The organism is Pseudomonas sp. F-14 TE3482 (assembly GCF_053629455.1).
The window spans coordinates 2,447,135-2,464,631 of the sequence record NZ_JBRJII010000001.1; the positions used below are offsets into that span (position 1 = coordinate 2,447,135).

Below are 17,497 nucleotides of genomic sequence, written 5' to 3' on the forward strand. Positions count from 1 at the left end.
CCCGAGGGGGTGTCTGACTATAATGGCGCGCTTCCATTTTCCCGCTCGGGAGCCCCCGCGATGCTGCGTATCAGCCAAGAAGCTCTGACCTTCGACGACATTCTTTTAGTGCCCGGTTATTCCGAGGTTCTTCCTAACGAAGTCAGTCTCAAGACCCGCCTTACCCGTGGCATCGAGCTGAATATTCCACTGGTTTCTGCTGCCATGGACACCGTTACTGAAGCCCGCTTGGCAATTGCCATGGCTCAGGAAGGTGGCATCGGTATCATCCACAAGAACATGACCATCGAGCAGCAAGCTGCCGAAGTGCGTAAGGTCAAGCGGTACGAGGCCGGCGTGGTCAAGGACCCGATCACCATCGAGGCTGACGCCACGGTTCGTGAACTGTTCGAACTCACCCGCCTGCACAACATCTCCGGCGTACCGGTACTGCACGATGGCGACCTGGTCGGCATCGTCACTTCCCGTGACGTGCGTTTCGAAAACCGCATGGACGCCTCCGTCCGTGAAGTGATGACGCCTAAAGAGCGTCTGGTCACGGTCAAGGAAGGCGCCAACAAGAACGATGTGCGCGAACTGCTGCACAAGCACCGCATCGAACGCGTGCTGATCGTCGACGACAAATTCGCCCTCAAAGGCATGATGACCGTCAACGACATCGAAAAAGCCAAGGCTTACCCGCTGGCCAGCAAGGACGATCAGGGTCGTCTGCGCGTTGGCGCTGCAGTCGGTACCGGTAAAGACACCGGTGACCGCGTAGCTGCCCTGGTTCACGCTGGCGTTGACGTGGTAGTGGTCGACACTGCTCACGGTCACTCCAAGGGCGTGATCGACCGTGTTCGCTGGGTCAAGCAGAACTTCCCTGAAGTGCAGGTCATCGGCGGCAACATCGCCACCGGCGCTGCCGCCAAGGCCCTGGCCGAAGCCGGCGCTGACGCAGTCAAGGTCGGTATCGGTCCTGGCTCGATCTGCACCACCCGTATCGTCGCCGGTGTCGGCGTCCCGCAAATCAGTGCCATCGCCAACGTCGCCGCTGCCCTCGAAGGCACTGGCGTTCCGTTGATCGCCGACGGCGGCATCCGGTTCTCCGGTGACCTGTCCAAGGCCATCGTTGCCGGTGCTTCCTGCGTGATGATGGGCTCGATGTTCGCCGGTACCGAAGAAGCGCCAGGCGAGATCGAACTGTTCCAGGGCCGTTCGTACAAGGCTTACCGCGGCATGGGTTCGCTGGGCGCCATGTCCCAGGCTCAAGGTTCCTCCGACCGTTACTTCCAGGACTCCTCGGCAGGTGCCGAGAAACTGGTTCCGGAAGGCATCGAAGGGCGTGTTCCGTACAAGGGCACCCTGAGCGCCATCATCCATCAACTGATGGGCGGCCTGCGTTCTTCCATGGGCTACACCGGTAGCGCCGATATCGAAGAAATGCGCACCAAGCCTGAGTTCGTGCGGATCACCGGCGCTGGCATGGCCGAGTCCCACGTTCACGACGTGCAAATCACTAAAGAAGCGCCAAACTACCGCGTAGGTTGAGGCTTCCAGCAATAAGTTAAGTAACCGGGGCTGTTTTCAGCCCCGAGTTGTTTCTGATTCTCTTCACCGAACTGCATAGACGAGACTGACCACATGGCCCTCGACATTCACGCCCACCGCATCCTGATCCTCGACTTCGGTTCCCAGTACACCCAGCTGATTGCCCGCCGCGTGCGTGAAATCGGCGTGTACTGCGAACTGCATCCGTTCGACATGGACGACGAAGCGATTCGCGAATTCGCTCCAAAAGGCGTCATTCTCGCCGGCGGCCCCGAGTCCGTGCACGTAGCCGACAGCCCGCGCTGCCCGCAAGCGGTGTTTGACCTGGGCGTACCGGTCTTCGGTATCTGCTACGGCATGCAGACCATGGCTGAACAGCTGGGTGGCAAGGTCGAAGGTTCCGAGCTGCGTGAGTTCGGTTATGCCCGCGTTGACGTGGTCGGCAAGAGCCGTCTGCTCGATGGCATCGAAGACCATATCGACGCCGATGGCCTGTTCGGCCTCGACGTGTGGATGAGCCACGGTGACAAGGTCACCAAGATGCCGGAAGACTTCCACATCCTGGCCAGCACCCCGAGCTGCCCGATTGCCGGCATGTTCAACGATGCTCGCGGCTACTACGGCGTGCAGTTCCACCCGGAAGTGACCCACACCAAGCAGGGCGGTCGCATCCTCTCGCGCTTCATCCTCGACATCTGCGGCTGCGAAGCCCTGTGGACACCTTCGAAGATTGCTGAAGATGCCATCGCCCAGGTCCGCGCCCAGGTTGGCACCGACAACGTATTGCTCGGCCTGTCCGGCGGCGTTGACTCCTCGGTGGTTGCCGCGCTGCTGCACAAGGCTATCGGCGACCAATTGACCTGCGTCTTCGTCGACAACGGCCTGCTGCGCCTGCACGAAGGCGAGCAAGTGATGGCCATGTTCGCCGAGAACATGGGCGTCAAGGTGATTCGCGCCAACGCTGAAGACCAGTTCCTCGACAACCTCGCCGGCGAGTCCGACCCAGAGAAGAAACGCAAGATCATCGGCCGTACCTTCATCGACGTGTTTGATGCCCAGTCCAACAAACTGGATAACATCAAGTACCTCGCCCAAGGCACCATTTACCCGGACGTCATCGAGTCGGCTGGCGCGAAAAGCGGCAAGGCGCACGTGATCAAGTCGCACCACAACGTGGGTGGCCTGCCGGAAGAAATGAACCTCAAGCTGGTTGAACCCCTGCGCGAGCTGTTCAAGGACGAAGTCCGTCGTCTGGGCCTGGAACTGGGCCTGCCGTACGACATGGTCTACCGTCACCCGTTCCCGGGCCCGGGCCTGGGTGTGCGGATCCTCGGTGAAGTGAAGAAGGAATACGCCGACCTGCTGCGTCGTGCCGACCACATCTTCATCGAAGAACTGCGTAAAGCCGACTGGTACCACAAGGTCAGCCAGGCATTCGTAGTGTTCCAGCCGGTGAAATCGGTGGGCGTGGTGGGCGATGGCCGTCGTTACGCCTGGGTCGTGGCCCTGCGTGCCGTGGAAACCATCGACTTCATGACCGCGCGTTGGGCACACCTGCCTTACGAACTGCTGGAAACTGTCAGCGGCCGGATCATCAACGAAATCGAAGGCATCTCCCGCGTCACCTACGACGTGTCGAGCAAGCCGCCGGCGACGATTGAGTGGGAGTGATGCCCCCGGCCTCAGGGCCGATCGGCTGAAACAAAAAACGCCTGGTGCTTATGTACCAGGCGTTTTTTTTGAGTTTTTCATAGTGCTCTGGAGCGAACAGCCACTCAGTCATGCTGACTGGAATTTTTGTTTTTGGTTGGAAAGCACCGAAGCAAGAGCCGTTGTTCTCAATAGATCGCAAAGGCTGGCGTAGGTATTAGAGAAACTGTGATCGAATCAAATCCGTATCGAACGGCGTTATCCCTTGCTCAGGTGCAAACACCGCCTGTGCCTGCTGCGGCGAAGCCACTCGTTCCCCGCGTGCTCGAACATGCAAGTCGAACAGAGTTTCCAAATCCGGCCGTGGTGTATGCACCAAAGCCCGCAGCATCAACGATACCCCACTGAGGTTGTTCCCGACGTTGTTCCACCGCGGCGATGAAGTGAGCCCCAGATCGGCCCAAATCATGCGTCGTTCCTGCAAGTCCATCACGAAGGGCAGACAGATCCCTGTGTCGGATGCGATATCGACACGGTCGAATACGGATCGCGGCTCGAATACTTCACCCGACGCCGTGTCGGCGCGGGCCATCCAGCCAGCGAAGCATTCTGGAAGGTCGCAGTACGGCTGCTCGGTGTAGGAGTTGATGGACGTGACGACGTAGCGAATACCCCTGTCGACGAGGGCATCTATGTCGAGGTCGATGAACTCCGAAGCTCCGTCGGGCGCGTCGACGATGTCGCCGCTGTGGTAGCCGCCGTAATCCTTCAGGTTGTAGTACGCGACCGTTTGTTTGAATACGAAGTTGGCGTCGAAAAAGGCGGCGGACAAGTCGATGTCCGTGCGCCCGGTGCCATTCTTCCACCACAGGAACAGGCGAATGAAACGTGTATCAGGCATAGGCAACCGACTGCCTCGCACCAGCGTACGTAGCGACTTCGATGAGGCTCGCTGCGCCAGCGGCACCTTGTATTCGCGTAATGCTGGATCGATGAAACAGCGACCTAGTGGCGGCAGCGATGCAAAACGCATTACAAGCGCGCTTTCGCAGATTCGGGCTGCGCGAGCCAACACTTCGGGTGTGAGAGGTTCGCGGCGATCCTTGATGCCATAGACCTTGGCGAATGCACCTTTCGGTGTAAAGGCCCGCAGGGGCAGGGGGCGTGGAGCGCGTACCTGGGCCAGCAACTGCAGCAGGACAGGTGAGGACACTTGTGTCGCAACAGCCTCGAATGCGTCGAGAACCGACTCGGGGTCCGTCGCGCGCCGCAGGGTCACGTCCAGCCGTCGTGCGAACTCACCGGGACGGCTCTGTAGTATGGGCATAAGCGTGGCGATGTCGCGCTGGGCAAGCAGTGTTTCGATACGTGAACCAAATGTGGCTGGCGCCTCGTTGCAACGCGCTGCCGTGATGGCCGCTAGCGCTCGTGGGTACTTGTCGGCGTAGTCGCCCGGATGCAGTACTTCAGCCAGACGCTTCCAGCGCTCGGCATGGCGCATCACGTCTTCTGTGGCGTTGGGTATGTGGTCGAGCAGGCGTAACAGCAGGCGGCGGACCGAGCGCTTCATCGCTGTGAAACGTGTCGAAGCTGTCGTCAGTGACACGTCTCCTCCATTCAGCGCGACCGCGAGTCGTAGCACATCAGTCGCCGTTTCGACGTTGCGCTCCAGGAATGCGTCCACCCGTGCATCGCCGGCTACATGCAGGATAAGTGCGCCGCCAACCTGTGCACGGATCTCCCGGAAAGGGATAGCCTTGGGCAGCAGACGGAACACATCGCTTTTGTACTCTCGGACAAACCAGACGACATCAGCAGTTTCCTCTTCGGAAAGTGAGGTGCGCGATGAAACCAGCGGCTCGAGCAGTGACTCGAACTCAGGGATGCTTCCCGGTTCAATAACCCAGGGTATGAAGTTGCCTTCAAGCAGTGGAGGTCGGGATTCTTCAGTCGGTGGTAAACGCCGAAGCGTGAGGTAATGCATGACGGCGTTAAGGTACAACTCCGCCTCTGTGGCCGTCAGAACCTGCTCTGGAAAGTCAGGATAAAACGGCCGGTGGTGCACATGAGCGCCACTCCTCCGCCGAAGGACTCCGACAATGCCACGCAACCAGTGCTTGAGTTCTGTCGCTGACAACATGCCGATTTGCTCAATCAGAGTTTCTGATAGTACGCATCGGAACGCCGCGACTTCCCGGACAGCCGACGCGACCTGAGCACGCGTGGCACCGCCAGTGCCCATCGGGACGTGAACTTTGCTACGGCGACGCAGGAACAGCTCCTGATTCATGCTTGATTTTCTCCTTTGGCCGCCGTCGTGAGCGAGCTGCAGCATCGTGTCTACAGCTGATATAAAAACGCCTGCTAGAAGCAGGCGCGGTGTGGAGAGCGGAACCCCTAGTTCATAGAGGTTTAGAAGGAAGGTGTTCCATAGCCACGAAGGCATTCTACGGGAGGTTGTTTCTGTTTGTCAGGTTGCTGCAAACCTCAACGGTAACAAGCTGCTTCGCCAGAAGAATAGGGGCTGATGAGCGACAAGTCGCTTGTCCATCGTCCAGACAAGTGGCGGCGTTATTGGTCAAGTGTGCCTTCAAGGTCGGCAAAGTTCCCAGTCCCGACTGCTGCCGGATCTGCGATGGAGAGAAGCGTCGACCGCATCCAGGCGGGAGCTTGGACCGCGGTAGATGCGAGCGTCTTTTTATCGTTGGGGGAAAGATGAGGTGCCGCGATCTGTGCAAGCTCGGCCGCGCGCGCCGGCCCAATATGACGAAGCGCCTGGACGACGGCCTCGGCCAAGCTGCCCGGAGCAATCAAATGCTTATCCGCCCGCGTGGTCGTTGCCACCGTGCGCGGCGATGAACATGGCGACGGCCGACCGGCAATAGGATTCGACTTCATTGTCGTCCTCTGCTCTCGCCTCATCGAAGCGCGCGATAATCAGGAGATCGGATCCTTTGAAAAGTGCGGCAAACAAGCGGGCGGACTGGAGAGGATCGGGCACGTTCAGAACCGCCTTCGCGTGCAACTGACGCAACAGGGCCTCGATTTGGGCGATGACATAGGCGGGGCCGGCTTCGTATTGGCGCTTGCTTAACGACTTTTGATTCGTCTTGTCGGCCATGATCATGGCTTCAACACTCCGCACGTCCGGGCTCAACAGGGTGCGAAGCAGGGTTGATCCCACCGCCATGAGCTGATCTTCGGCCGAACCGTCGAAGCCTTCAAAAAGGGCCTGTGGTGCAAACTGCTGGCAGTGGGCCGCGATGGCCGCGCTGAACAGCGCCTCCTTGTTCTCGAAGTGCCTATAGATGCTTAGCTTGGATATCTTCGCCCGCTGGGCGACCTTGTCCATGGTCGTCGCTTGAAAACCCAATTCCACAAAAAGTTCGCACGCGGCGTCGACTATTGTTTGGCCAAGCGCCTCGTTGGCGGGCCGGCCGCGCCGGCCCTGATTGTTTTCGCTCATAAAAAATTCCAGTACTTGACAGTATTCTAATTCTTGAATTAGGGTACTTCAAAGTATCTTAAAAGTGCAAGCCAATCTCCCTTCATCCATAACATGGAGCCTATCACCATGAATGACGTCATCATCATCGGCGGCAGCTTTGCCGGTCTTGCCGCAGCCCTGCAGCTCGGCCGTGCCCGCCGAAAGGTCACCGTTCTCGATACCGGCCTGCCGCGCAATCGCTTCGCCGACCACTCGCATGGCCTGCTCGGCCACGACCACAAGCCACCGCTGGAGATCCTGGCCGAGGCGCGGCAGCAGCTGGCGCGCTATCCCACGGTCAGGCTGGTCACTGCCCGGGCCGAGAGCATCTCCGGCGCCATCGACGATTTCTCCGTCCTCACTGGCGATGGCGAAAGCCTCAGGGCGCGCCGCCTGATCCTGAGCTATGGCGTCGCCGACCAGATGCCTGAACTTCCCGGCTTTGCCGAAGGCTGGGGCAGCTCCATCGTGCCCTGCCCCTATTGCGACGGCTTTGAAGTTGCCGGCCGGCATTGGGGCCTCGTCTGGTCCGGCCCGCCGTCGCACAACTACGTCAGGCTGTACCACGATTGGACCGACACATTGACGGTCTTCGCCAATGGTCACGACATTCCACCCGACATCCGGGCCGATCTGGCGCGCCGCGGCATCCCTGTCGTCGATGGCCGGATCACCGAAATCGACCATGACGAGAGCCATAACGCCACCGTCAGGCTCGACGCCGGCCCCCCTGTCGCGGTCGACATCCTGTTCGCGCATCCGCGCAACAAGCCGTCCGCGCGCCTGCATGAATCGCTGGGCCTCGCCACGGTCGATACGCCCCTGGGCATCGCCCTCAAGGTCGACGAACGCCGCGAAACCAGCATGCCCGGCGTCTACGCCGCGGGCGACCTAGCAAACCCCCTCATGGCCTCGGTCACCCTGGCAACATCGCACGGCGCGACGGCGGGTATCTCCGCTCAGCAATCGATGCTGGTTTGAGAGCACAGATTCCCTTCTCCGGTTGCGTCGTCGCTTTCGAAGAGGTTGGCGTAGATCGGCGCGGTGAAGGACGGATCGTCGAGTTTGACGGAATGGTAGGAGGGGTTGTCCTTCGAGGTCCGGCGCCAGGCGGCACCGATCTCGGTCTGGTGCCTTATCGCTGCTGGAGGCGGGTTTAGAACGAATCAAAACGAGGAGATGTATCATGACAGAGCAAAATGCCTATCAGGTCGCCGACTGGAATGGCCAAAGCGGAGAGTACTGGGTCGCCAACCAGGCCCGGCTCGACGCCATGTTTGCGGTGTTCGGCCAGGCCGCGATCGAAGCCGCCGCGCCCACGACGGGTGAGCGCGTGCTGGACGTCGGCTGCGGCGCGGGCGCGTCGAGTCTGGCTCTGGCCGCCCGCGTCGGCGCGGGGGGCCAAGTGTTGGGCGTGGACATATCCGAACCGCTGATCGGCCGAGCGCGCGCGCTTGCGCCACAGGATACGCCGGCCCGGTTCCGGGTAGCCGACGCCAGCAGCGCCGAGCTGCCCGAGGGCGCGTTCGACATCCTGTTCTCGCGTTTCGGAGTGATGTTCTTCGACGATCCGACAGGGGCGTTCGCCCATATGCGACGCGCGCTCCGGCCGGGCGGGCGGGTCGCTTTCGTCTGCTGGCGCGGCGTGGCCGAGAACGATTGGCTGCGCCTGCCGATGGGCGCGATCAAGGACATCGTCCCGCTACCCGCGCCGCCCGGTCCCGAAGCGCCCGGCCCGTTCTCGTTCGGCGACCGGGGACGGGTGACGCGCATCCTGACAGCGGCCGGCTTCACCGATATCGCTATCGCGCCCTTCGATGCTTCTATCCCGTTCGGCGAGGGCGGGACGCGGGACGCGGCGATCGACGACGCGGTGAAGATGGCGTTCGAGGGCGGCCCGCTGTCGCTTGTGCTCGCGGATCAGCCCGACGACATCCGCGCCCGTGCCTGGGCCGCGGTTCGTGCCGCCTTCGCGGGCTTCCCCGGCGAGCGGTCGGTGATGATCGACGGCGCGGCGTGGATCGTCATGGCACGCAATCCGGCAAGCTGACAGGGATTAAAGGGGAGATGCCCCCGCTCGGAAGCTTGTCACGCCGACGGACATGAAGGACAAGTCGACCTTCCGCTATTTCCATTCTGTGGCCACTGCCCGCGTCGATCATGCAACGTCGAAGGACAAGGAGATCGCCCAAAATGTGTTGCGTCAGCTCGATGCATTACCTCCTTGCGCGGATACGGCATTGCACGCCTACTGCAAAGGGCACAATTGCAGGCAGGAGCAGGCGGGAAATTTCGAGCGATCTCGACTGTAACTGATCGTCCCTAACACCTGAAAGGCCCCGTGAACGCGAGTTCACGGGGCCTTTTGCGTTTCAGCGCCGCGCCACATCCGAAAAGTAGAACTTATCCAGCGTATGCCGCGACTCGGTGTACTCGAATTGCCGGCCGTCCTGCAAAAACGTCTGGTTACTGACCACGATCACATGGCTCTGGCCGTCGAGATCCAGGTGTTGCTGGTCATCTTTGCTACGGGGCACCGCTTCGATGGTGCGCTGGGCGTAGGCGATTTGCAGTTGCAGGGTCTGCTCGATGAAGGCGTAGATTGAGTGCTCGGCAATGTCGCGGGACAAGCCGGGAATCACGTCGCTGACGAAATGGTTGATGTCGAGGATCACCCGTTTGCCGTCGATCCGCCGTACTCGCTTGATCCGCGTGATCAGGCTGCCTTCTTCGGCCTTGATGTGTTCGAGCAGTGGGCCTTCGAGGGGGATCTGGGTGAATTCGACCACCTCGGTGCTGACGTCGTTGCCCAGTCGCGGGTAGGTTTCCTGGAAGCTGACGATACCGCCGAGCTGGAATTCGATCGGGTTGGTGGACAGCACGAAGGTGCCTTTGCCGTGGACTTTCTGGGCGAAGCCGCGCTCCTGCAATTGCTCGATGGCCTTGCGCACGGTGCCGCGGCTGGCCTGATAGCTGTCCATCAGTTCGGTTTCGGAAGGCAGTCGTGCGCCGCGTTCCAGACGTTCGGTCGTGATGCTGGCAAGCAGATCGCTGTAGATCTGGTTGTATTTACTCATGGGGATGGCTCTGTGCCGCGCTGTGCTCAAGGTTTTGAACCTTAAGGGCAGGGTAGGGGTTTGTCCATGCGGGTTTAGGTTTCTTCGACTTTTGAGGTAGGAAATATCGCCGCTTGTCGGGTTCAGGATAAACAAAACCAAACTCGTCTGTACGAGTTGTTGCAATAACTCGTACAGACGAGTACTTTTCGCTTCGGCGTGCTGCCAATAACAAAAAACTACAGTGGAAGAACAAGCATGAGCCACGACTATCCGAACATCGCCTCTGAGCTGCTGCACAGCCTCGGCGGCAGCGATAACCTCGAGCAGGCCGCGCATTGCGTCACACGGCTGCGCCTGGCCCTCAAGGACCCGAGCCTGGTCAATAGCGCCACGCTGAACCAGATCGATCTGGTCAAAGGTTCGTTCTTTACCGGTGGTCTGTTCCAGGTGGTGATCGGCCCCGGCGAAGTGGAAAAGGTCTACGCCGAGCTGCGCCGGCAAACCGGTCTCGCCGCCTCGACCATCGCCGACGTCAAACAGAAAAGCGCCGACAAGATCCACCCGATGCAGCGGTTGGTGCGGGTGTTTTCCGACGTATTCATGCCGATCCTTCCGGCGCTGATCATTGCCGGCCTGCTGATGGGCATCAACAACCTGATCGGCGCGAAGGGCATGTTCATCGAGGGTAAGACTCTGCTGGACGCCTATCCCAAGCTTGACGGGCTCTGGAGCCTGATCAACCTGATGGCCAACACCTCGTTCGTGTTTCTTCCAGCACTGGTGGGCTGGTCGGCGGCCAAGCGCTTTGGCGGCAGCGAAATCCTTGGCATCGTGCTCGGCCTGATGCTGGTGCACCCGGATCTGCTCAATGCCTGGAACTACGGCAAAGCGGTGGCTGGGCTTGAGGGGCAGAGCCTGCCGTACTTCGACATCCTCGGTATGTTCCAGATCGAGAAGGTCGGTTATCAGGGGCAAATCCTGCCGATCCTGATGGCGGCCTATGTGATGAGCGTCATCGAAAAATGGCTGCGGGCGCGAGTGCCTAATGCGGTGCAATTGCTGGTAGTGCCGATCACCACCATCGTCGTCACTGGTGTGCTGGCGCTGGCAGTGATTGGTCCGGTGACCCGCCATCTGGGGATTCTCATCACCGAAGGCGTGGTGACCCTGTTCGACCTAGCGCCCATGGTCGGCGGCGCTATTTTCGGCTTGCTCTACGCACCGCTGGTAATCACCGGCATGCACCACATGTTTCTCGCGGTCGATTTGCAACTGATCTCCACCCAGGGCGGCACCTTCATCTGGCCGATGATCGTCATGTCCAACCTCGCCCAAGGCAGCGCGGCACTGGCGGTGTTCTACATGACCCGCAGTGTGCGGGACAAAAGCATGGCCTCGACTTCAGCGATTTCCGCTTACTTCGGCATCACCGAGCCGGCCATGTTCGGGGTCAACCTGCGCTACAAATTTCCGTTCTATGCGGCCCTGATCGGCTCGGCGCTGGGCAGCATTTTCCTTTCGATGAACAAGGTTCAGGCTTCGGCGATCGGCGTTGGCGGGTTGCCCGGTTTCATCTCGATCATCCCCCAGTTCATTCCGATGTTCGTGGTCGGGATGGTGATTGCCATGGTCGTGCCGTTTGTTCTGACCTGCGGGTTGAGCATGAGGATTGTCCGGCCGGGGTATCGGGTCGCCTGACAGATCGCATTCGCGAGCAAGCCCGCTCCCACAGTTGACCGCATTCCAATGTGGGAGCGGGCTTGCCCGCGAAGAGGCCCCCAAGGCCAGTACAAAACTTACTGAAGGAATCCCGCCATGCAAGACTGGCAACGTTCGGTGATCTACCAGATCTACCCGAAGAGTTTTCACAGCCACGCCGGCAACCCCACGGGGGATTTGCTCGGCGTCGTGGCCAAGCTCGATTACCTGCACTGGCTGGGTGTCGATTGCCTGTGGATCACGCCGTTCCTGCGTTCGCCCCAGCGCGACAACGGTTACGACATCAGCGACTACTACGCCATTGATCCAAGCTACGGGACCATGGCCGACTGCGAGTTGCTGATCGCCGAGGCCGGCAAGCGCGGGATCAAATTGATGCTCGACATCGTGGTCAATCACACCTCGATCGAACACACCTGGTTCCAGCAGGCCCGCAGCAGCCTCGATAACCCTTACCGCGATTTCTACATCTGGCGCGACCAGCCGAACAATTGGGAGTCCAAATTCGGCGGTTCGGCCTGGGAGTACGAGGCCCAGACCGGTCAGTATTACCTGCACCTGTTCGACCACACGCAGGCCGACCTGAACTGGGACAACCCACAGGTGCGCGCCGAAGTGTTCAAGATGATGCGTTTCTGGCGCGACAAAGGCGTGGGCGGTTTCCGTCTGGACGTGATCAACCTGATTTCCAAACCGGCGGATTTCCCCGAGGACAACAGCGACGGTCGGCGCTTCTACACCGACGGCCCGAACGTCCACGAATACCTCCAGCAGATGCACCGTGAAGTGTTCGAAGGCCATGACCTGATCAACGTTGGCGAGATGTCGTCCACCAGCCTGGAACACTGCATTCGTTATTCGCGGCCGGAGTCTAAAGAGCTGTCGATGACCTTCAACTTTCATCACCTGAAAGTTGATTACCCGAACCTGCAAAAGTGGGTTCGCGCCGATTTCGACTTCCTCGCACTCAAGCGCATCCTCTCCGACTGGCAGACCGGCATGCAGGCCGGCGGCGGCTGGAACGCGCTGTTCTGGTGTAACCACGACCAGCCGCGTGTGGTCTCACGTTTTGGTCACGACGGTGAGCATCGGGTGGTGTCGGCGAAGATGCTCGGCACGGCGCTGCATTTCCTGCAGGGCACGCCGTTCGTGTATCAAGGCGAAGAACTGGGCATGACCAATCCGGGGTTCGATCACATCGATCAGTACCGCGACGTCGAAACCCTGAACATCTTCCGGCTCAAGCGTGAAGCCGGTAGCAGCGACGCCGACAACATGGCGGCGATCATGCAGAAGTCCCGGGACAACGGTCGCACGCCGATGCACTGGAACGCCGAGCCGAATGCTGGCTTCAGCGCGGTCGAACCCTGGATCGGCGTGCCGGCCAACGCAGCGCAAATCAACGTCGCCCACCAACTCGACGACCCGGATTCGGTGCTGCATCACTATCGTCAGTTGATTGCGCTGCGTCGCAGTGAAACGTTGATGTCCGACGGCGTGTATCGGCAGTTAATGCCTGAGCACACACAAATCTGGGCTTACGTGCGTGAAGGCCAGGGCGAGCGTTTGCTGGTGCTGAACAACTTCTACGGCACGCCGTGCGAAGTCGAGCTGCCGCCAGAAGTGATCAACGAATCGATGGTGCAATCTCTGGTCATCAGCAACTACCCGGACTGCCCGCCGCGCAATCGGCAGGTGTTTCTACGGCCTTATGAGTCGTTCGTTCTGCGCCTGACTGACCACTAAAAAACACTAATTCAAAAAACACGCAGAACGCTGCGCGGGGGAGTTTTGCGCGCCGATTTTGCTGCATCACACAATAAAAATAATGAGGTGGTTCTTGAAAACAACAATAAATCGCAGCCTTGTAGCGGCGGGCGTGTACCTGGCGTTACCGTTATCGGCCCATGCGCTGGAGTTCGCCGGCTATGTGCGTAGCGGTGTCGGCACTTCGGTCAACAGCAGTTCGCAATCATGTTTTCAATTGCCGGGTGCGCAGTCGAAATACCGCCTCGGCAACGAATGCGAACAGTATGCGGAGCTGGAGTTGCGTCAGGATCTGTTCACCCTCGACGACGGCTCGGTGTTCAGTATCGACGGCATGGCCTCGCTGTATAACCAGTACGACCGCAGCCTGACGTTCAACGGCGACAACGGCTCGGTACGCATGCCGCAGTTGTATGCGCAATGGTCGAACATGCCCAGCCTCAACGGTGGTTCACTGTGGGCCGGTCGGCGTTACTACAAACGGAACGATATCCATATTTCCGACTTCTACTACTGGAACCAGAGCGCCACCGGTGGCGGTATCGAAGATGTGCTGATCGGCGATCTGAAGTACAGCTACGCCTTCTCGCGCAAGGACAACCTGTACCAGAAGGACTACATCAACCGTCACGATTTCAACGTCGCCGGCTTCAACACCAACCCTGGCGGTGAGCTGGAGTTTGGCTTGAGCTACATCGACAAACCCGACAGCCGCGACGCTCACCACGGTTGGGCGATTACCACCCAGCATGTGCAGAAAGACTTTCTGGGCGGCAAGAATAAACTGGCCTTTCAGTACGGCGAAGGCCCCGGCACCGGGTTGGGCTATACCGGTAACGTGAGGCTGGACGACAGTAGTAAAAGCTATCGCGTGGTGGAGTTCTTTGACTGGCAAGTGACGCCGCGTTTCGGCGGGCAGGTTGAAGCGGTCTACCAGAAAGACATTCGCCCGGACGGCGCCGACCAGAACTGGATTTCCCTTGGGATTCGTCCGGCCTATGCGATCACCGAGCAGTTCAAACTGGTGACCGAGTTGGGTCACGATCAGGTTGAAGCCACGGGCGGGACGCGCAAGCTGAGCAAGTTCACCTTCGCCCCGACCTGGTCGCCCAAGGGCCCGGAATTCTGGGCGCGCCCCGAGGTGCGTCTGTATTACACCTATGCCAGCTGGAACGAGGCGGCTAAACGGGCGGCCAATGAACTGGCGGCGGGCTCGGCATTGTCCGACACCGGCTCCTTTGGCACGGCGCGACACGGTTCGAACGTCGGATTGCAGGTCGAGTATTGGTGGAAATAAGCGATGCTGTCGGAGCCTCGCGCTCCATCAGCACTTCAAAGAACAAAACAGCAGGTGACGTCATGGCCACACCCCAACAATTGCAACTGCTGGCACCCTTGTCCGGCGTGCTGATGCCGCTGGATCAGGTGCCCGATCAGGTGTTTTCCAGTCGCGTGATCGGCGACGGTCTGTGCATCGATCCGACTTCGCAAACCTTGTGCGCACCGCTGGCCGGCGTGATCAGCAATGTGCAGGTCAGTGGGCATGCCGTCAGCATCACCGACGACAATGGCGTACAGGTGCTGATGCACATCGGCCTCGATACCGTGAACCTGGCCGGCAAGGGTTTCACCCGATTGGTGGAGGAAGGTCAGCAGGTAATAGTGGGGCAGGCACTGATCGAGTTCGATGCCGATTACATCGCCTTGAACGCCCGCAGTTTGTTGACCTTGATGCTGGTGGTCAGCGGCGAGCCGTTCACCTGGCTGGCGCCTGAAACGGGTGTGGTGGAAAGTGGTCAGCCGCTGCTGAGGCTGCGTCCATCCGAAGTGGCGGCCGATGAGGGGATTGCGCAGGAGGGCGAAGCGCTGTTTTCCAAACCGGTGACGCTGCCCAACACCAACGGTTTGCATGCTCGCCCCGCAGCAGTGTTTGCCCAGGCAGCGAAAGGCTTTGCGGCGAGCATTTGCCTGCATAAACAGCAGGACAGCGCGAACGCCAAATCCCTGGTGGCGATCATGGCGTTGCAGACCGCCCATGGTGACGTCCTGCAGGTCAGCGCGGCGGGCGCGGATGCCGAAGTGGCGATCAAGACGCTGGCCGAGTTGCTGGCCACCGGTTGTGGAGAAGCCGTGACGGTGATGGCAGAGGTTGAGACAGTTGCCGCGCAGGCCTCATCGCTAACGGTGCTGCGCGGCGTCTGTGCATCGCCGGGGTCGGCGTTTGGCCAGGTGGTGCAGATTGCCGAGCAGACCCTGGAGGTGAGCGAGTCAGGCGTCAGCCCTCAGGTTGAGCGCGAACACCTGTCCCGAGCGCTGGCCAAGGCGGTTCTGGCCTTGCAGCAGTTGCGAGACAAGGCCACGGGTGACGCCCAGGCAGACATCTTCAAGGCTCATCAGGAACTGCTCGAAGACCCTGGCCTGCTGGATCAGGCACTGGCACTGATCGATGCAGGCAAAAGCGCCGGTTTCGCCTGGCGTGCGGCCACCGAGTCGACGGCCACCTTGTTCAAAAAGCTGGGCAATGCCTTGCTGGCCGAACGGGCAGCGGATTTGGCCGATGTTGGTCAACGAGTGCTCAAGCTGATTCTCGGCGTAGAGGATCGTGCAATGGAGTTGCCGGACGGGGCGATTCTGATTGCCGAGCAACTGACGCCCTCCCAAACGGCTGGCCTGGACACGCGCAAGGTGCTGGGGTTCGCGACGGTCGGCGGTGGCGCCACCAGCCACGTGGCAATTCTCGCGCGGGCCGCTGGCCTGCCGGCGATCTGCGGCTTGCCGGTTCAGGTGCTGACACTGATCAATGGTACCCGGGTGTTGCTCGATGCCGACAAGGGCGAGCTGCAGCTGGATCCCGAGCTTGCCGCCATCGAGCAGCTGCAAGCCAATCGTCAGCGACAAAAGAAGCGCCAACAATACGAGCTGGAAAATGCAGGACTGGCCGCCTGTACCCGCGATGGGCATCACGTTGAAATCACCGCCAATATCGCGTCCCTGGCCGAAGCCGAACAGGCCATGGCACTGGGCGGCGAGGGCGTCGGTCTGTTGCGTTCGGAGTTTCTTTATCTGGACCGCAACCATGCGCCGAGCCATGACGAACAGGCCTCCACCTACAGCGCCATCGCCCGCGCATTGGGGCCCGCGCGTAACCTGGTAGTGCGCACCCTGGATGTCGGCGGTGACAAACCCTTGGCCTATGTGCCGATGGAGCGCGAAACCAACCCGTTCCTGGGCATGCGCGGCATTCGTTTGTGCCTGGAGCGTCCGCAACTGTTGCGCGATCAGTTCAAGGCGATCCTGAGCAGCGCCGGGATGGCTCGCCTGCACATCATGCTGCCGATGGTCACGCAATTGTCGGAACTGCGGCTGGCTCGCCAACTGCTGGAAGAAGAGGCGTTGGCATTGGGCCTGACTGAACTGCCGAAGCTGGGGATCATGATCGAAGTACCGGCTGCGGCGCTGATGGCTGACCTGTTTGCACCCGAAGTGGATTTTTTCTCCATCGGCACCAACGACCTGACCCAGTACACCCTGGCCATGGACCGCGATCACCCACGGCTGGCCAGTCAGGCCGACAGTTTTCATCCTTCGGTATTGCGCTTGATCGCCACCACCGTGAAAGCCGCCCATGCCCATGGCAAATGGGTCGGAGTATGCGGTGCCCTGGCTTCGGAAAAACTGGCGGTGCCGCTGTTGCTGGGGCTTGGGGTGGATGAGTTGTCGGTGAGCGTGCCGTTGATTCCGGCGATCAAAGCGGCGGTTCGCGAAGTGGATTTGCTGGACTGCCAAGCCATCGCCCAGCAAGTGCTGGGGCTGGAAAGTGCCGAGCAAGTGCGCGAGGCATTGCGGCTGCACCACGAGGCGACGGTCGATACTTCACTGGTTCTGGAGAACTGAGCATGTTCGAGAAAATGCAGCGGGCGTTCTGGAAAGCGTTGACGCCGGACCTGGTGGTGGACGAGCCGAAAGTAGTGGCTCAGCCTGTTGGCGGTTTGGCCGCAAATATCGTCGCCGGGCTTGGCGGAATGGATAACCTCAAGTCGCAACAGCCGGTGGCGCTGACCCGGGTGCGGGTGGAATTGCGGGATGTGGCGCGGATGGATCGACAGGCTTTGGCGGCGGCGGGGGTGCCGGGAGTGATGATGCTGGAGGATGGGGTTGTTCATCTGATCACCGGTCTTCAGCCATAACCGGATCTTTGTGGTGAGGGGGCTTGCCACCCCCTTAGGAGCTGCCGAAGGCTGCGATCTTTTGATCTTGCCCTTGTGGCGAGGGAGCTTGCTCCCGC

Annotated in this window: 13 protein-coding genes; 9 read left to right on the top strand and 4 right to left on the bottom strand. The window is 60.3% G+C overall.

Annotated elements, in window-relative coordinates; genetic code table 11:
• The first annotated feature begins 60 nt into the window (after positions 1-60).
• Together guaB and guaA are read left to right on the top strand one after the other, a co-directional pair.
• Positions 61-1,530, top strand: a complete 1,470-nt coding sequence (gene guaB, locus AB7M26_RS11085; protein WP_008070940.1) for an IMP dehydrogenase — start codon at positions 61-63, stop codon at positions 1,528-1,530.
• A 93-nt stretch (positions 1,531-1,623) separates the two neighbouring features.
• Positions 1,624-3,201: a glutamine-hydrolyzing GMP synthase gene (gene guaA, locus AB7M26_RS11090; RefSeq protein ID WP_007903619.1), complete on the top strand. Its 1,578-nt coding sequence runs from the start codon at positions 1,624-1,626 to the stop codon at positions 3,199-3,201.
• Between the two features lie 196 nt (positions 3,202-3,397).
• Here guaA and AB7M26_RS11095 read toward each other — a convergent pair whose 3' ends face one another.
• A complete protein-coding gene (locus AB7M26_RS11095) occupies positions 3,398-5,470 on the bottom strand; it encodes a TerD family protein (protein WP_123494389.1) in 2,073 nt (690 codons plus the stop codon).
• Between the two features lie 528 nt (positions 5,471-5,998).
• Complete coding sequence (locus tag AB7M26_RS11100; protein WP_123494388.1) at positions 5,999-6,646, bottom strand: TetR/AcrR family transcriptional regulator; 648 nt, start codon at positions 6,644-6,646, stop codon at positions 5,999-6,001.
• A gap of 108 nt (positions 6,647-6,754) precedes the next feature.
• Between AB7M26_RS11100 and AB7M26_RS11105 the strand changes: the two genes are divergently transcribed.
• Positions 6,755-7,648, top strand: a complete 894-nt coding sequence (locus tag AB7M26_RS11105) for an NAD(P)/FAD-dependent oxidoreductase (RefSeq protein WP_123494387.1) — start codon at positions 6,755-6,757, stop codon at positions 7,646-7,648.
• Here AB7M26_RS11105 and AB7M26_RS11110 read toward each other — a convergent pair.
• A complete protein-coding gene (locus AB7M26_RS11110) occupies positions 7,627-7,806 on the bottom strand; it encodes a DUF736 domain-containing protein (RefSeq protein WP_123494480.1) in 180 nt (59 codons plus the stop codon). The genes AB7M26_RS11105 and AB7M26_RS11110 overlap by 22 nt on opposite strands.
• A 47-nt stretch (positions 7,807-7,853) precedes the next feature.
• On the opposite strand from AB7M26_RS11110, the gene AB7M26_RS11115 reads away from it, so the two are divergent.
• Positions 7,854-8,717 (top strand): class I SAM-dependent methyltransferase, encoded by an 864-nt coding sequence (locus AB7M26_RS11115; RefSeq protein WP_123494386.1) that lies wholly within the window; start codon positions 7,854-7,856, stop codon positions 8,715-8,717.
• A 322-nt stretch (positions 8,718-9,039) separates the two neighbouring features.
• Here AB7M26_RS11115 and treR read toward each other — a convergent pair whose 3' ends face one another.
• Positions 9,040-9,744, bottom strand: coding sequence for a trehalose operon repressor (gene treR / locus AB7M26_RS11120; RefSeq protein ID WP_019647781.1), 705 nt, complete (start codon positions 9,742-9,744; stop codon positions 9,040-9,042).
• Positions 9,745-9,981: 237 nt separating this feature from the next.
• On the opposite strand from treR, the gene treP reads away from it, so the two are divergent.
• The 5 genes from treP to AB7M26_RS11145 all read left to right on the top strand — a co-directional run bounded on the left by treP (position 9,982) and on the right by AB7M26_RS11145 (position 17,399).
• Positions 9,982-11,424, top strand: a complete 1,443-nt coding sequence (gene treP / locus AB7M26_RS11125; protein ID WP_123494385.1) for a PTS system trehalose-specific EIIBC component — start codon at positions 9,982-9,984, stop codon at positions 11,422-11,424.
• Between the two features lie 117 nt (positions 11,425-11,541).
• Positions 11,542-13,191, top strand: coding sequence for an alpha,alpha-phosphotrehalase (gene treC / locus AB7M26_RS11130; RefSeq protein ID WP_123494384.1), 1,650 nt, complete (start codon positions 11,542-11,544; stop codon positions 13,189-13,191).
• Between the two features lie 94 nt (positions 13,192-13,285).
• Complete coding sequence (locus tag AB7M26_RS11135) at positions 13,286-14,509, top strand: maltoporin (protein WP_123494383.1); 1,224 nt, start codon at positions 13,286-13,288, stop codon at positions 14,507-14,509.
• Positions 14,510-14,571: 62 nt separating this feature from the next.
• Positions 14,572-17,106, top strand: a complete 2,535-nt coding sequence (gene ptsP, locus AB7M26_RS11140; protein ID WP_429384243.1) for a phosphoenolpyruvate--protein phosphotransferase — start codon at positions 14,572-14,574, stop codon at positions 17,104-17,106.
• Positions 17,107-17,108: 2 nt separating this feature from the next.
• The gene (locus AB7M26_RS11145) at positions 17,109-17,399 is read left to right on the top strand and encodes a PTS transporter subunit EIIB (protein ID WP_429384246.1); all 291 of its coding nucleotides are present in this window, start codon (positions 17,109-17,111) and stop codon (positions 17,397-17,399) included.
• Positions 17,400-17,497: the final 98 nt, after the last annotated feature.

What these genes read in the sequence shown, in the direction of transcription:
- guaB (WP_008070940.1), top strand. Translation starts at nt 61, where the DNA reads ATGCTGCGTATCAGCCAAGAAGCTCTGACCTTCGACGACATTCTTTTA.
- guaA (WP_007903619.1), top strand. Translation starts at nt 1,624, where the DNA reads ATGGCCCTCGACATTCACGCCCACCGCATCCTGATCCTCGACTTCGGT.
- AB7M26_RS11095 (WP_123494389.1), bottom strand. Translation starts at nt 5,470, where the DNA reads ATGAATCAGGAGCTGTTCCTGCGTCGCCGTAGCAAAGTTCACGTCCCG.
- AB7M26_RS11100 (WP_123494388.1), bottom strand. Translation starts at nt 6,646, where the DNA reads ATGAGCGAAAACAATCAGGGCCGGCGCGGCCGGCCCGCCAACGAGGCG.
- AB7M26_RS11105 (WP_123494387.1), top strand. Translation starts at nt 6,755, where the DNA reads ATGAATGACGTCATCATCATCGGCGGCAGCTTTGCCGGTCTTGCCGCA.
- AB7M26_RS11115 (WP_123494386.1), top strand. Translation starts at nt 7,854, where the DNA reads ATGACAGAGCAAAATGCCTATCAGGTCGCCGACTGGAATGGCCAAAGC.
- treR (WP_019647781.1), bottom strand. Translation starts at nt 9,744, where the DNA reads ATGAGTAAATACAACCAGATCTACAGCGATCTGCTTGCCAGCATCACG.
- treP (WP_123494385.1), top strand. Translation starts at nt 9,982, where the DNA reads ATGAGCCACGACTATCCGAACATCGCCTCTGAGCTGCTGCACAGCCTC.
- treC (WP_123494384.1), top strand. Translation starts at nt 11,542, where the DNA reads ATGCAAGACTGGCAACGTTCGGTGATCTACCAGATCTACCCGAAGAGT.
- ptsP (WP_429384243.1), top strand. Translation starts at nt 14,572, where the DNA reads ATGGCCACACCCCAACAATTGCAACTGCTGGCACCCTTGTCCGGCGTG.
- AB7M26_RS11145 (WP_429384246.1), top strand. Translation starts at nt 17,109, where the DNA reads ATGTTCGAGAAAATGCAGCGGGCGTTCTGGAAAGCGTTGACGCCGGAC.